The organism is Methylorubrum salsuginis, assembly GCF_900114375.1.
In the GTDB taxonomy this organism is placed as follows: domain Bacteria; phylum Pseudomonadota; class Alphaproteobacteria; order Rhizobiales; family Beijerinckiaceae; genus Methylobacterium; species Methylobacterium salsuginis.
In genome coordinates this window covers 24,505-36,914 of sequence record NZ_FOSV01000007.1, presented here as the reverse complement: position 1 = coordinate 36,914, position 12,410 = coordinate 24,505, and the positions used below count along the sequence as shown (strand labels likewise).

16 protein-coding genes are annotated in these 12,410 nt (G+C 66.8%); 11 read left to right on the top strand and 5 right to left on the bottom strand.

Annotated features, from left to right (window positions below):
• Positions 1 to 11: 11 nt before the first annotated feature.
• Positions 12 to 398 (top strand): rhodanese-like domain-containing protein, encoded by a 387-nt coding sequence (locus tag BM140_RS10565; RefSeq protein ID WP_091945302.1) that lies wholly within the window; start codon positions 12 to 14, stop codon positions 396 to 398.
• Positions 399 to 671: 273 nt separating this feature from the next.
• Here BM140_RS10565 and cydB read toward each other — a convergent pair whose 3' ends face one another.
• On the bottom strand, positions 672 to 1,682 hold the full coding sequence (cydB, locus tag BM140_RS10555; RefSeq protein WP_091945299.1) for a cytochrome d ubiquinol oxidase subunit II: 1,011 nt from the start codon (positions 1,680 to 1,682) through the stop codon (positions 672 to 674).
• Between the two features lie 13 nt (positions 1,683 to 1,695).
• The gene (locus BM140_RS10550; RefSeq protein WP_091945296.1) at positions 1,696 to 3,120 is read right to left on the bottom strand and encodes a cytochrome ubiquinol oxidase subunit I; all 1,425 of its coding nucleotides are present in this window, start codon (positions 3,118 to 3,120) and stop codon (positions 1,696 to 1,698) included.
• 189 nt (positions 3,121 to 3,309) lie between these two features.
• On the opposite strand from BM140_RS10550, the gene BM140_RS10545 reads away from it, so the two are divergent.
• Positions 3,310 to 3,960, top strand: a complete 651-nt coding sequence (locus BM140_RS10545; protein WP_091945294.1) for a peroxiredoxin — start codon at positions 3,310 to 3,312, stop codon at positions 3,958 to 3,960.
• The gene (locus BM140_RS10540) at positions 3,960 to 4,349 is read left to right on the top strand and encodes an ArsR/SmtB family transcription factor (protein WP_091945291.1); all 390 of its coding nucleotides are present in this window, start codon (positions 3,960 to 3,962) and stop codon (positions 4,347 to 4,349) included. Before BM140_RS10545 ends, BM140_RS10540 begins: the two co-directional genes overlap by 1 nt.
• 3 nt (positions 4,350 to 4,352) lie before the next feature.
• On the opposite strand, the gene BM140_RS10535 is transcribed toward BM140_RS10540, so the two are convergent.
• Positions 4,353 to 6,035 carry a bifunctional protein tyrosine phosphatase family protein/NAD(P)/FAD-dependent oxidoreductase gene (locus BM140_RS10535; protein WP_091945288.1) on the bottom strand — a complete coding sequence of 561 codons (1,683 nt, stop codon included), beginning with the start codon at positions 6,033 to 6,035 and terminating at the stop codon, positions 4,353 to 4,355.
• 204 nt (positions 6,036 to 6,239) lie between these two features.
• Here BM140_RS10535 and BM140_RS10530 point away from each other — a divergent pair, with 204 nt between their 5' ends.
• The 4 genes from BM140_RS10530 (at position 6,240) to BM140_RS10515 (ending at position 9,324) form a co-directional block, all read left to right on the top strand.
• Positions 6,240 to 7,025, top strand: a complete 786-nt coding sequence (locus BM140_RS10530) for a sulfite exporter TauE/SafE family protein (RefSeq protein WP_091945285.1) — start codon at positions 6,240 to 6,242, stop codon at positions 7,023 to 7,025.
• A gap of 73 nt (positions 7,026 to 7,098) precedes the next feature.
• Positions 7,099 to 7,311: a YgaP family membrane protein gene (locus BM140_RS10525; RefSeq protein ID WP_091945282.1), complete on the top strand. Its 213-nt coding sequence runs from the start codon at positions 7,099 to 7,101 to the stop codon at positions 7,309 to 7,311.
• A gap of 35 nt (positions 7,312 to 7,346) precedes the next feature.
• Complete coding sequence (locus tag BM140_RS10520; RefSeq protein ID WP_091945279.1) at positions 7,347 to 8,231, top strand: MBL fold metallo-hydrolase; 885 nt, start codon at positions 7,347 to 7,349, stop codon at positions 8,229 to 8,231.
• A gap of 34 nt (positions 8,232 to 8,265) precedes the next feature.
• Positions 8,266 to 9,324: a YeeE/YedE family protein gene (locus tag BM140_RS10515; RefSeq protein ID WP_091945276.1), complete on the top strand. Its 1,059-nt coding sequence runs from the start codon at positions 8,266 to 8,268 to the stop codon at positions 9,322 to 9,324.
• A 13-nt stretch (positions 9,325 to 9,337) separates the two neighbouring features.
• Here BM140_RS10515 and BM140_RS10510 read toward each other — a convergent pair whose 3' ends face one another.
• Together BM140_RS10510 and BM140_RS10505 are read right to left on the bottom strand one after the other, a co-directional pair.
• Positions 9,338 to 9,691 carry an ArsR/SmtB family transcription factor gene (locus BM140_RS10510; protein WP_091945273.1) on the bottom strand — a complete coding sequence of 118 codons (354 nt, stop codon included), beginning with the start codon at positions 9,689 to 9,691 and terminating at the stop codon, positions 9,338 to 9,340.
• A gap of 46 nt (positions 9,692 to 9,737) precedes the next feature.
• Positions 9,738 to 10,103 carry a thioredoxin domain-containing protein gene (locus tag BM140_RS10505; RefSeq protein ID WP_244535383.1) on the bottom strand — a complete coding sequence of 122 codons (366 nt, stop codon included), beginning with the start codon at positions 10,101 to 10,103 and terminating at the stop codon, positions 9,738 to 9,740.
• A 156-nt stretch (positions 10,104 to 10,259) separates the two neighbouring features.
• Between BM140_RS10505 and BM140_RS10500 the strand changes: the two genes are divergently transcribed.
• The 4 genes from BM140_RS10500 to soxZ all read left to right on the top strand — a co-directional run bounded on the left by BM140_RS10500 (position 10,260) and on the right by soxZ (position 12,357).
• On the top strand, positions 10,260 to 10,847 hold the full coding sequence (locus tag BM140_RS10500) for a thioredoxin family protein (RefSeq protein WP_091945715.1): 588 nt from the start codon (positions 10,260 to 10,262) through the stop codon (positions 10,845 to 10,847).
• 169 nt (positions 10,848 to 11,016) lie between these two features.
• Positions 11,017 to 11,493 carry a sulfur oxidation c-type cytochrome SoxX gene (soxX, locus tag BM140_RS10495; protein ID WP_091945270.1) on the top strand — a complete coding sequence of 159 codons (477 nt, stop codon included), beginning with the start codon at positions 11,017 to 11,019 and terminating at the stop codon, positions 11,491 to 11,493.
• A 33-nt stretch (positions 11,494 to 11,526) separates the two neighbouring features.
• Positions 11,527 to 11,985, top strand: a complete 459-nt coding sequence (soxY, locus tag BM140_RS10490) for a thiosulfate oxidation carrier protein SoxY (protein ID WP_091945267.1) — start codon at positions 11,527 to 11,529, stop codon at positions 11,983 to 11,985.
• Positions 11,986 to 12,027: 42 nt separating this feature from the next.
• On the top strand, positions 12,028 to 12,357 hold the full coding sequence (soxZ, locus tag BM140_RS10485; RefSeq protein ID WP_091945264.1) for a thiosulfate oxidation carrier complex protein SoxZ: 330 nt from the start codon (positions 12,028 to 12,030) through the stop codon (positions 12,355 to 12,357).
• The last annotated feature ends 53 nt before the right edge of the window (positions 12,358 to 12,410 follow it).

The following is a 12,410-nucleotide window of genomic DNA, read 5'->3' as shown; positions in this document are numbered from 1 at the left end:
CGGAGGAAGCTATGACCATGAGAGGCGCGAAGGATCTGGTGGCGCAAGCCAACCGCGAGGTGGAGACCTTGTCGGTCGAGGAAGCGCTCGCCCGCCTCGGCCAGCCCGACACGATGCTCGTCGATGTCCGCGAAGGCGAGGAGTTGGCCAAGACCGGTAGGATCGCCGGCGCGGTCCATGTGCCCCGTGGCTTTCTGGAGTTTCAGGCCGACCCGGAAAGCCCGACCCACAAGGCCGAGCTCGGCGGCGGCAGGCGCCTGGTTCTCTATTGTGCCTCCGGAAATCGCTCGGCCCTGGCCGCGAAGACGCTCAACGACATGAGCCTGGGCCCGGTTGCCCATGTCGCCGGTGGTTTCCCCGCCCTGGCCAAGGCGGGGGCATCGGTCGATCCTGCCTGAACACCCGCTCGCCGATCAGGCGGGGCGGCCAAGCCGCGGATTTGGCGTCCGTCACCGGTCGAGGACGCGGAGGGCCGTGCCGAGGGCGAGCAGGCCACCGAGCGCGACCGCCAGGATCGTGCGAGTCAGAAAAGACCATCGTCGTGGATATCGTATCCGGGGCGGTGGTCTAGCGCCCCATCGATTTGAGCATCCATCGCAGCGGCAGAGCCACGGCCGTCAAACTCGCGACGCTCATCACCCAGAACAGGACAAACCATCCGAACCGACGCATCAGTGATACCCCGCTCCCGCCGTGACCTTGCCGCGGAACAGCCAGTAGACGTAGGCCGTGTACGTCAGCACCAGGGGGATAAGGATCGCAGCGCCGTAGAGTAGGAAGGCTTGGGACTTCGGATGGGTCGCGGCTTGCCAGATCGTAATGCTCGGTGGGACGATGTGGGGCCACATGCTGATGCCGAAACCGAGATAGGAGAGCAGGAAGAAGCCGAGAGCACATAGGAACGGCGAGAGTTCCTCCCGGCGCGCGAGTGCATGGGCGAAGCGCCAGGCGAGCAGACCGACGAGGATCGGAACTGGCGCCCCGATCAGCATGCCGGGCAGGTTGAGCCAGCGGTCCCGGAATGGCCCGCTGATGGCGAGCATCGTCGCCGACACGACCGCGATGCCGACGAGGGTGGCCAAGCCCAGGGGCTTGGCGAGGCGGTAGGCGCGGATCTGCAACTCGCCCCCGGTCTTCCAGATCAGCCAGCAAGCACCGAGCAGCCCGTAGCCGACGACGAGGGCGATGCCGGTGAGCAGGGAGAACGGCGTCAGCCAGTCCCACCAGCCGCCGGCATAGGCCCGCCCCTCGACCCGGATGCCCTGGACGAAAGCGCCGAGCGCGATGCCCTGGCAGAAGGCCGCCACGAAGCTGCCCCAGGAAAACGCGCGGTCCCACCAGAGCTGGCCGCGGGGCGTGGCGGCGCGAAAGCGCATCTCGAAGGCGACGCCGCGGAACACCAGAGCGAGCAGCATCAGGATGAGCGGCATGTAGAGCGCCGGCAGGATGGTGGCGTAGGCCAGCGGAAAGGCTGCGAACAATCCACCGCCGCCGAGCACGAGCCAGGTCTCGTTGCCGTCCCAGACGGGGGCCACGGAGTTGACCATCACATCACGGTCGGACTTGCTCCGGATGGCCGGGAACAGGATGCCGAGGCCGAGATCGAACCCGTCCATGGCGACGTAAAGGAACACCGCCGTGGCGATCAGGACCGCCCAGATCAGGGTGAGATCGAGTTCCATCGCAAGCCTCTCCTCACTCGGCTGGATGCAGGCGGGGTTCGGCCCCGACAGCCGGCGCGGCGGTGATGCCGGCGGTGCGAACCGGTTGGTCGGCCGATGGGCCGGGCTCGTGCGGGCGCGGTGCCTGGTTGAACAGGTGGAACAGGTACCAGATTCCCGCCCCGAACACGGCGAAGTAGACCACCGCGAAGGCCGCGAGCGAGGCCGCGACGGCCGGCGCGGCGATGGGTGAGACGCTGTCGGCGGTGCGCAGCAGGCCGTAGACCGTGAAGGGCTGTCGTCCGGCCTCCGTCACGACCCAGCCGGCGGTCACGGCGATCAGGCCGGACGGCCCCATCGCCACGGCGAAGCGGTGCAGCCACGGCTCGTCGTAGAGCCGGCCCTTCCGGCGCAGGTAGAGCGACAGCCCGCCCAGCGCGATCATCAGGAGGCCGAGGCCGACCATCACTCGGAAGGCCCAGAACACCAGCGGCAGGTTCGTCGGCCACGTGTCGCGCGGCAGATCGTTCAGGCCGGTCACCTTCGCGTCGAGGTCGTGGGCGAGGTAGAGGCTGGCGAGGCCGGGGATGCCGATCTCGTACTTGGTCTCCCGCGCCTGGGCGTCCGGCCAGCCGAACAGGATCGAGGGGGCGCGGGCCACGCTCTCGAAATGGCCTTCCATCGCGGCCACTTTGGCCGGCTGGTGATGGTAGGTGTTGCCGCCGTGCAGGTCGCCGAGCACGAGTTGCACCGGGGCGACGAGCGCCGCCATCCACATCGCCATGGAGAACATCAGCCGGGCGCGGGGATTGGCGCGGTCCTGCAGGAGATGCCACGCGCCCACCGCGCCGACGATCATCGCGGTGGTGAGGTAGGCGGCGGTGACGGTGTGGGCGAAGCGGTAGGGGAAGGACGGGTTGAAGATGACGGCCCACCAATCCTCGGGCACGAAGCGGCCGTCCGCATCGAGGACATGCCCGGCGGGCGTCTGCATCCACGAATTGGCCGAGAGAATCCAGAAGGCCGAGAGCAGCGTGCCGCCCGCCACCAAGCCGGTCGCCAGGAAGTGCAGCCGGCGCCCGACCCGCTCCAGGCCGAACAGCATCACGCCGAGGAAGCCCGCTTCGAGGAAGAAGGCAGTGAGCACCTCGTAGCCGAGCAGCGGCCCGAGCACAGGCGCGGTCCGGTCGGAGAAGACCGACCAGTTGGTGCCGAACTGGTAGCTCATCACCAGCCCGGAAACGACGCCCATGGCGAAGGCGACGGCGAAGATCTTCAGCCAGTATCGATAGGTGTCGAGATAGACGTCCCGGTCGGTCGCGAGCCAGAAGGCTTCCAGCACGGCGAGGTAGCTCGCCAGTCCGATGGTGAAGGCCGGGAACAGGAAGTGCCACACGACCGTGAATGCGAACTGCGCGCGGGCGAGATCCAATGCGCTCGGGAGAAGATCGGCCGACATCGCTTCTGCCTTCTGCCTAGCATGACGTCTGTAGCCAGTTGGCCCAGACCGAGCGGACACGTTCTCGTCCTGCGCCCCCGCGCTGTCAATTCATTTTATAAAAAACATGCTTCATATGGCAAAAACATATATTGAAATGTTCGGACCCTTTGCGTAGCTTCTCCCGCATCACGCGACGAGCACCCATTGATGAGCATCGAAGTCGATTCCGAAGTCGCCCGGCCTCAACCCGCCGCCCCGCCGATCATCGGCGACGCTGCGCCAAATTTCCGCGCTCGAACCACGATGGGACCACGCACACTCGCATCCTATCGCGGGCGCTGGCTGCTGCTGTTTTCGCATCCGGCCGATTTCACTCCCGTCTGCACCAGCGAATTCGTCGCCTTCGCGCAGTACCATGCACAGTTCCAAGCACTGAATTGCGATTTGCTCGCCCTATCCGTCGACAGCCTGTCCTCGCACCTGGCTTGGACCCAGAGCATCGCGCAGCGCTTCGGCGTCCAAGTCCCGTTCCCGATCATCGAGGATCCGGCCATGGGAATCGCGCGCGCCTACGGCATGCTGCCCGCCGGGGCTCTATCGAGCGCCACGGTTCGGACCACCTTCGTGATAGACCCCGCCGGCATCGTGCGCGCGCTGATCGCCTATCCACTGACTGTGGGGCGCAGCGTCGCCGAGATCCTGCGGCTGCTCCAGGCCCTCCAAGTGAGCGACGCGGCCGATGTCTCGACACCGGAGGGCTGGCAGCCGGACGAGCCGGTATTGGCAAATCCGCCGACCACCAGCGAGGAGGTCGGAGCCTGTGGGACCGACTGGTACTATCGCTTGGGCAGTCTGTGATGGTGTCCGCAACTGACGAGGCGACCGCGGACCGGGTCGCCGATCTGCTCAAGCTGATCGCCAACCCCAACCGCCTGCGTATCCTCTCACTTTTGAAGCAAGGCGAGTGCTCCGTCTCGGAGATTGAGCAAAACCTAAGTATCCGGCAGCCGACACTGTCGCAGCAACTGGGTGAGCTGCGCAACGCGGCGGTCGTTGCAACGCGGAGAGAGCACAAGGTCGTGTTTTACAGCCTGAGCGACCCGCGGATGCGCGCGTTGTTGGAGGCGGTCGAGGATATTCTCGTGGCCGGTCGCACCCACCGGCCCGGCCCGGCACGCCTTACCGACGCCCGGACGGGGGCATTCGGTCAGGCTGCGCAGTTCGGACAGATCGGAGACGAGCCATGAGGCTCAGGCGGCCTTATCGACCGCCTGCGGCTTGGCCAGCCATTCCCGGCCCTTGAGCATCGCCTTCCAGTAGATCGGTGGCAGCATCCGCTCCTTCAGGAGCCACGCCATGTGGCTCGGCTTGGTGCCGTCGATCAACCATGCAGGGAAGCTCGGCATCAGCTTGCCGCCGTAGCCGAATTCGGCGAGCAGGATTTTGCCCCGCTCCACCGTCAGCGGGCACGAGCCGTAGCCGTCGTAGGCGACCTCTGGCCCGCGCAGATGGCCCATGTCGACGAGCAGGTTGTGCGCCACAACCGGTGCCTGCTTGCGCGCGGCGGCGGCGGTCTTGGCGTTGGGCGTGTTGCAGGCATCGCCGAGCGCATAGATTCCGGGCAGGCGCACATGGCGCAGGCTCGCCGGATCGACCTCGACCCAGCCGGCGCCATCGGCGAGTGGCGAGGCGCGGATGAAGTCGGGCGCCCGCTGCGGCGGCACCACGTGGATCATGTCGAACGCTCGCTCGACCGTCTCGCTGCCGCCGTCCTCGCTCTTGCGCGAGAACCACGCGCGCTTGGCCGGACCGTCGATCCGCACCAGGGTGTGCTGGAAGTGGAGCCCTGCCTCGTAGCGTCTGACGTATTCCATCAGCGCCGGGACGTACTCCTTCACGCCGAACAGGACCGGGCCGGCATTGTAGAGTTCGACCGCGATGTCCTTGAGCCGTCCCTGGCGCAGCCAATGGTCGGCGGAGAGGTACATCGCCTTCTGCGGCGCGCCTGCGCATTTGATCGGCATTGGCGGCTGCGTGAACACGGCCCGGCCGGAGCGAAGGTTGCGGACGAGGTCCCAGGTATAGGGCGCGAGATCGTAGCGGTAGTTCGAGGTCACGCCGTTCCGCCCGAGCGTCTCGGTCAGCCCTTCGATGCCGGCCCAGTCGAGCTTCAATCCGGGCGCGACCACCAGACGGTCGTAGCGAACCGTCCGACATCCCTCCAAGATCACCGCCTTGCGCTCCGGCTCAAAGGCCGCAACCGCCGCCTTGATCCAGCGCACGCCCTTGGGGATCAGCGAAGCCATGGTCCGAGCCGTGCCTGCGGGGGCGAATACGCCGCCGCCGACCATGGTCCACCCGGGCTGGTAGTAATGGATGTCGGCCGGGTCGATCACGGCAATGTCGAGATCGGGTTTGCGTGCCTTCAGGCTCGCGGCGACGGCGATGCCGCCCGCCCCGCCTCCGACGATGACGACGCTGTGGAAAAGATCCTCCGTTTCCCTCGGCGGTGATCCATTCGCGTCAATGCGCCGGAGCGCGCCGCTCACGTCGTAGCCTGCAGCAGTGGCGGCAGCGGCGATTTCGGTCTTCGCGCCGCCGGCTTTTCCCTCGCTGAGCGCCCACAGCGTCGCGGAGCGGGTGCCCGTGCGGCAATAAGCGAGCACCGGCCTGGGCAGGGTCGCCAGCGCCTCGGCGAAGGCATCGACCTCCGCGTCCGATATCGCTCCCGAGACGACGGGCAGATACCGCGCCTCGAGTCCCTGTGCTCGGGCGGCGGCATCGATCTCGGCAAAGCTCGGCTGATCGCCACCCTCGCCGTCGGGCCTATTGCAAATCACGGAGCGAAAGCCCGCCCGGGCCGCTGCCGCGAGTGCATCTGGGACGATCTGGCCGGAAACCGACAGGTGAGAGGCGAGGCGCCTGGCGTCCATAGGAAGGATCCTCAATTCACGTTTACATGATGTGAATTACGAAAATATGAAAACACAGATTGACACGCCACGCAAGTCACCGCACAGTAAGACCATCGGCGCCGCTTTCAATTCACTGGTTTATGAATCGAAAGATCGCCGTCCGCATCGTGACGGCCGAGGCTCGGAGACGCTTCCACCGCGGCGCTTGGAGAACCATTGCCGATGAGCGCACTTCCGGCCGTTCTGTCGGGCACCGGTGTCGGCTTTACCCTCGGCCTGATCGGGGGCGGCGGCTCGATCCTGGCGACCCCGCTGCTGCTCTACGCGGTCGGCCTCGCCCAGCCGCATCTCGCCATCGGGACGGGAGCGCTCGCCGTGGCCGCCAACGCCTTCATGACGCTGGCCGGTCACGCGCGGGCCGGTAACGTGCGCTGGCGCTGTGCCGCCGTCTTCGCCCTCGTGGGGATCATCGGTGCCTTGGCCGGCTCCAGTCTTGGCAAGGCGGTGGATGGACAGCGCCTGCTGTTCTTGTTCGCCCTTCTGATGATCGTCGTTGGGGTCCACATGCTGCGCGGGCGACGGAACCACCCCGGCCCGGCTGAACCGGTCGGTTGCGGCCCGGTGCCGAGCGGAAGGGTCGTTGCCGTGGCCTTTTCGGTCGGAGTGCTGTCCGGCTTTTTCGGGATCGGCGGCGGCTTCCTGATCGTGCCCGGTCTCGTCTTCGCGACCGGCATGCCGCTGATCACGGCCGTTGGCACCTCGCTGCTTGCGGTCGGCGCCTTCGGTCTCGCCACTGCGTTGAACTATGCCCTTTCCGGCATGGTCGATTGGGTGGTGGCGGGGGAGTTCATCGCCGGCGGTATCCTCGGCGGCTTCCTCGGCATGCGGCTCGCAAACCGCCTCGCCGGCTACAAGGGCGTGCTCAACACGGTGTTCGCCGCCGTGATCTTCGTGGTCGCCGGCTACATGCTCTACCGCAACGCCGGTGCGTTCGCCGCGACGTCCTGACCTTCACCGAGGCGGGCGCTCGGTGCCTCGCCCGCTTCGTCAATCATCTCCGGCACCGTTTCGGAGTGCGATCATGACCACCAACGTGGGGAGGGCCGACCGCATGCTGCGCCTCGTCGGCGGCTTCATCGTCGCCGGGCTGGGCCTGACGATGCTCACCGATATCTGGGCTTACGTCGCCGTCGGCATCGGCGTGGTGCTCGCGCTGACCGCGTTGGTCGGCTCCTGCCCCGCATACACGATCCTCGGCCTCAACACCTGCCGCCGCAGGATTTCCGGCGCCTGAACCACGGCAAGCCTTTCACCGACAGGAGACAATCCATGTCCGAACTGATCATCCGCGCCTTCTTCGACGAGCCCACCAACACCGTGAGCTACATCGTGGCCGATCCCGTGACGAAGGCGGCGGCCTTCATCGATCCGGTCCTCGACTACGACCACAACGGCGGCAGCGTCGACACACGCTCGGTCGAGGCGATGCTGAAGGTCGCGACCGAGGAAGGCTATCGCGTGATCTGGACGCTGGAGACCCACGCCCATGCCGACCACCTGTCCGGCTCGCCCTACGTCAAGGCGAAGACCGGCGCGCGAATCGGCATCGGCGAGCATATCCGCGAGGTCCAGAAGATCTTCCGGCCAGTCTTCAATGCCACCGACCTGAGGACCGATGGCAGCGATTTCGACCATCTGTTCACGGATGGCGAGACGTTCGGGATCGGCGACCTCACCGTCTCCGTTCTCTACACACCCGGCCATACGCCGGCCGACATCTGCTACCGCATCGGCAATCACGTCTTCGTCGGCGACACGCTGTTCATGCCCGATTTCGGCACGGCCCGGGCCGATTTCCCAGGCGGGGACGTGCACGCGCTCTACCGCTCGATCCGCCGTCTTCTGGCCTTGCCGCCCGAGACGCGGCTGTACCTGTGCCACGACTACAAGGCGCCGGGGCGGGATACCTATGCCTGGGAGACGACGGTCGCCGAGCAGCGCCGAAGCAACGTCCATGTGAAGGAAGGGGTGAGCGAGGATGCGTTCGCGGCGATGCGCACGGCCCGCGACGCCACGCTTGCCGCCCCGCGCCTGCTCCTGCCCTCGATCCAGGTGAACATCCGCGCCGGCAAATTTCCACCGGCGGAGGCCAACGGCGTACGGTACCTGACGATCCCGGTGAAACTCAACGGTGGCGCCGAGGCCGCCGTTTGACCCCGGATCGCGGATAGGGGACGAACCGGGCGTGATGTTGGAGTTTCTGCCGGCGCATCTCCTCCGCGCGGCTTTCGGCCTCGTTCTGGGAGCCTTGCTCGGTCTCGTCGCTCGACGCGGGCGGTTCTGCACCCTCGGCGCCGTCGAGGATGCCGTCTACGCCCGCGACATGCGCCGGGCGCGCGCTTGGATGCTCGCCACGGGCGTGGCGATCCTGGGCGCGCATCTGTTGGAGGCGTTCGCCGAACTCGATCTCGCCCGTTCGCTTTATGCCGGCTCCCGCCTCGAATGGGGGGGCTTGATCGTCGGCGGCGTCATGTTCGGGTTCGGGATGGCGCTCGTCGGAACCTGCGGTTTTGGGGCGCTGCTGCGTCTCGGCGGCGGGGATCTGCGCGCTTTCCTCGTGCTGCTGGTGCTGGGCCTGTCCGCCTCCATGGCCATCGGAGGCCTGACGGGTCTCCTGCGCGTACCGGCGACCGAGCCGTTGAGTCTCGACCTCGACGGAGCCGGGGCGCAGCGGCTCGGCGTCCTCCTCGGGCTCGACCGGACGCGGCATGGCTTGCTGGGTCTTGCGGTGGTGGCGTCCCTGGCTCTCGCCTGCGTGGCCCTCGCCGGACGCGACTTCCGTGCGACCCGCCGGCTCCTCTTCGGCGCACTCGTCGTCGGGAGCGTCATCGTCGGCGGCTGGTGGGTCAACGGCATCGTCGGCGACGATGCGTTCGAGCCGCGCACGCTCGTGTCCTTCAGCTTCGCCCGTCCCGTCGGGGACACGCTCCTCTACGCGATGCTCGCCAGCGGAACGAAGGTCGATTTCGGAGTCGGGTCCGTCCTTGGGGTGATCCTGGGGGCCTTCGCCGCGGCGCGCGGCTCGGGCGAGTTCCGCTGGGAAGCCCCCGATGATGCGCGCGAGGTCGGGCGCCACGTCCTCGGAGCGTTCCTCATGGGGACCGGGGGTGTGACGGCCCTGGGCTGCACCATCGGCCAGGGCCTGAGCGGACTCTCGACGCTGTCGGTCGGCTCGATGCTCGCCCTCGCCTCGATCCTCGTTGGCGCGCGCGCAGGCCTGTACTACCTCGTCGACCGGCACGCCTGAACGGACGCGCCGCTCAACGACTCCGCGCGTCGCAGAAGGCGCGGTGCAGGGCCGCGATGATCTCGCGGACCTCGGGCCGGGCGAGGGCGTAGTAGATGTTCTTCCCATCCCGGCGCGCCTCCACGAGATCGTCGGCGCGCAGGCGGGCGAGCTGCTGCGAAACCGCCGGCTGGCGCAGGTTCAGCAACTGCTCCAACTCCGAAACGGACCGCTCGCCCTCGACCAACAGGCAGAGGATCACGAGCCGGGCTTCGTGGGCGAGCGCCTTCAGCAGCTCGCTCGCGTCGCGGGCATTGGCGAGCAGCAGATCGAGGTCGAGCGTGCCCGGCTCCGGGCCGGTCGTCACCGTTTCCGCCTGAAGCGGCATTTTCGCATCCTCTCAAACATGGGCCTCGGGCAACTCTCATGCCCGGTCAAGGCGAAGGCGGCCGCCGGCCGACCAGAGCTTCGATCCGGGCCCAGAAGAAATCCTCTCCCGAATAGCCCTCGATCCGGTCGACTTCGCGGCCCTCCTCGACGAGGACGAAGGTCGGTGTGTAGCGGATCGGGCCCTTCAGCGTGAGTCCGGCGGGAATGCCGTCGCCGAGCGCGACGCGCCGCAACGGCGCGCGCCGCCCTACCTCCGACTTCGGATAGATCGGCCCGATCGTGCGGTTCCAGATCGTGCACCACGGGCAACTCGCCAGTTCGAAGAGCACGAGTTCGGCCGCCATCGCGTTCGAGGCAATGAAAAGGAAGCCGCCTGTCAAGACCATCACCGATCGGCGCGTCGCCCGCATCACGCGTCCTCGCTCAAGCGCTGTCGGCCGTCCACTATATAGCAAAATGCGAATGTGTTTCGAGTGGCTCTCCTATCGCCGTTGCCCGCCTCGTCGGCTTCTCCTACACATGCATAAAATCGAATATCGGCCGGGAGGGCTGCCACGATGGCGATCATGCTGACGCGACGCCGGTTGCTGAGTGGCGGCGTCGCGGGACTGGTGTCAGGCCCCCTTGCCCGCCCGGCTCGGGCCCAGGCCGTCCTCGGTGACGACGGCCTCTATCATCAGCCCTGGTTCCTCGAGAGCTTCCTCGACCTCGCCGACGACCTGCGCGCTGCCGGCGCGCACGGCCGGCGCCTCGCAATCCTGTGGGAGCTGCGCGGCTGCCCGTTCTGCAAGCGGCTGCACCAAGTGAACTTCGCTGACGCCGCCGTCAGCCAATACATCCGAAAAAACTTCGATATCCTCCAGCTCAACATCATCGGAGCCCGCGAGGTCACGGATTTCGATGGCGAGCGCCTGTCCGAGAAGAGCTTCGCCGCAAAGTACGGCGTCTACTCGACCCCGATGGTGCAGTTCTTCGGAGAGACGGCAGAGACCCTCGCCGGCAAGCCTCCGGCGGAGCGGGAGGTCCTGCGCATGAAGGGCTATGTACCGCCCGAGGAGTTCCGGCGCACCTTCGCCTTCGTGGCCGAGCGCGCCTATGCCGGCACCGATCTCGAAACCTATCTCGACCGTCCGGCACCCCGAGGCGGCGAATAGCTTTATCGTCGGCGGATCGCGACGTAGAAGTTTTTTTCTTGACTCGGACGGCGTCCCGGTCAAACTTGCAATAATTCGCATATGTCGATGGGTTGAGGCCCGGCGACGCAGCGAGCGGTCGGGACCGACCGCGCAAGCCGCTCCAGACGGTACACCGAGGAAACGCCAGATGCGCAGGCAGATCCATGCCTTGGCGGTCGCGGGAGCTTGCGCTCTGGCGACGACCGCCGGAGCGGAAACGGGTTCGGGCGGTCTCGCGCCGTTCCGGATCGTCGCCGCCGACGGGACGGATGCCGTTCCCGATCCCCTCACCGACAAGGCCGGCGATGCCCTCGCCGGCGCCAAGGTCGTGGTGAACCGCCGTCAGGGCAATTGTCTCGGCTGCCATCAGGTCTCGTCACTGAAGACGGAATCGTTCCACGGCGAGGTCGGCCCCTCCCTCGACGGCGTCGCCGGCCGCTGGAGCGCGGCTCACCTGCGCATGATCGTGGTCAATCCGAAGCACGTCTTCGGCGAGGCGACGGTGATGCCGGCCTTCTACCGGATCGACGGATTGAGCCGCGTCCGTGCCGAATTCCAGGGCAAGCCGATCCTCACCGCCCAGCAGGTCGAGGACGTGGTCGCCTACCTCACCACCCTCAAGTGATCCAACCCTGACGTGACCCGGGAGCCGCTTCCGATGAGAGACGCAATGAACCGCCGCCAAGCCCTGGCCCTCGGCACCGGCGCCGTCGTGGCCGCGACGCTGTCCCTGCGCGCCGGGCCGGCGCGCGCGGCCAAGAACAACAGCGAAGAGGCCATCAAGGCGTTCACCCGCGGCAAGGAGCCGGTCAGGGGGAAGGTCAGGCTCGAACTCCCCGAGATCGCCGAGAACGGCAACACCGTGCCGATGACGGTGAGCGTCGATGTGCCGATGACGGAGGAGAGCTTCGTCGAGGAGGTGATGATCGTCGCCGAAGGCAACCCGAACCCCGGCGTCATCAGCTTTCATTTCACGCCGTCGAGCGTCGCCGAAGCCAACACGCGCATCCGCCTCGCCGAGACCCAGAACGTCGTCGCGATCGCCCGCATGAACGACGGCTCGGTCTTCAGCGACGTCCGCCAGGTGAAGGTCACCATCGGCGGCTGCGGCGGCTGACCTCTGGACGAATAAAAGACAGCACGAGATCGGGAGGACGACATGGCCGACGTGAAACCGCGGATCAAGCTGGACAAGAAGGACGTCGCCAAAGGCGGCGTCATCGAGGTGAAGACGCTCGTCTCGCACACGATGGAATCGGGTCAGCGCAAGGACAAGGATGGCAAGACCATCCCGCGCAAGATCCTGAACACCTTCACCTGCGACCTTAATGGAAAGATGATCTTCAGCGCCAACATGGAAGGCGCCGTATCGGCCAACCCGTACTTCCAGTTCAAGATCAAGCCCGCCGAGTCGGGAACTTTGACCTTCACTTGGACCGACGATGATGGCTCCAAGATCCAGGCCACGGAGCAGATCAAGGTCTCGTGACGCTTGCCCGGGGCCTCCCGCCCCGCAGCGCCCGCCAACGCCCGAGTCGGAGC

Excerpts from the sequence above, each read along its gene's own strand:
- BM140_RS10565 (WP_091945302.1), top strand. The coding sequence starts at position 12 with ATGACCATGAGAGGCGCGAAGGATCTGGTGGCGCAAGCCAACCGCGAG.
- cydB (WP_091945299.1), bottom strand. The coding sequence starts at position 1,682 with ATGGAACTCGATCTCACCCTGATCTGGGCGGTCCTGATCGCCACGGCG.
- BM140_RS10550 (WP_091945296.1), bottom strand. The coding sequence starts at position 3,120 with ATGTCGGCCGATCTTCTCCCGAGCGCATTGGATCTCGCCCGCGCGCAG.
- BM140_RS10545 (WP_091945294.1), top strand. The coding sequence starts at position 3,310 with ATGAGCATCGAAGTCGATTCCGAAGTCGCCCGGCCTCAACCCGCCGCC.
- BM140_RS10540 (WP_091945291.1), top strand. The coding sequence starts at position 3,960 with ATGGTGTCCGCAACTGACGAGGCGACCGCGGACCGGGTCGCCGATCTG.
- BM140_RS10535 (WP_091945288.1), bottom strand. The coding sequence starts at position 6,035 with ATGGACGCCAGGCGCCTCGCCTCTCACCTGTCGGTTTCCGGCCAGATC.
- BM140_RS10530 (WP_091945285.1), top strand. The coding sequence starts at position 6,240 with ATGAGCGCACTTCCGGCCGTTCTGTCGGGCACCGGTGTCGGCTTTACC.
- BM140_RS10525 (WP_091945282.1), top strand. The coding sequence starts at position 7,099 with ATGACCACCAACGTGGGGAGGGCCGACCGCATGCTGCGCCTCGTCGGC.
- BM140_RS10520 (WP_091945279.1), top strand. The coding sequence starts at position 7,347 with ATGTCCGAACTGATCATCCGCGCCTTCTTCGACGAGCCCACCAACACC.
- BM140_RS10515 (WP_091945276.1), top strand. The coding sequence starts at position 8,266 with ATGTTGGAGTTTCTGCCGGCGCATCTCCTCCGCGCGGCTTTCGGCCTC.
- BM140_RS10510 (WP_091945273.1), bottom strand. The coding sequence starts at position 9,691 with ATGCCGCTTCAGGCGGAAACGGTGACGACCGGCCCGGAGCCGGGCACG.
- BM140_RS10505 (WP_244535383.1), bottom strand. The coding sequence starts at position 10,103 with ATGCGGGCGACGCGCCGATCGGTGATGGTCTTGACAGGCGGCTTCCTT.
- BM140_RS10500 (WP_091945715.1), top strand. The coding sequence starts at position 10,260 with ATGCTGACGCGACGCCGGTTGCTGAGTGGCGGCGTCGCGGGACTGGTG.
- soxX (WP_091945270.1), top strand. The coding sequence starts at position 11,017 with ATGCGCAGGCAGATCCATGCCTTGGCGGTCGCGGGAGCTTGCGCTCTG.
- soxY (WP_091945267.1), top strand. The coding sequence starts at position 11,527 with ATGAGAGACGCAATGAACCGCCGCCAAGCCCTGGCCCTCGGCACCGGC.
- soxZ (WP_091945264.1), top strand. The coding sequence starts at position 12,028 with ATGGCCGACGTGAAACCGCGGATCAAGCTGGACAAGAAGGACGTCGCC.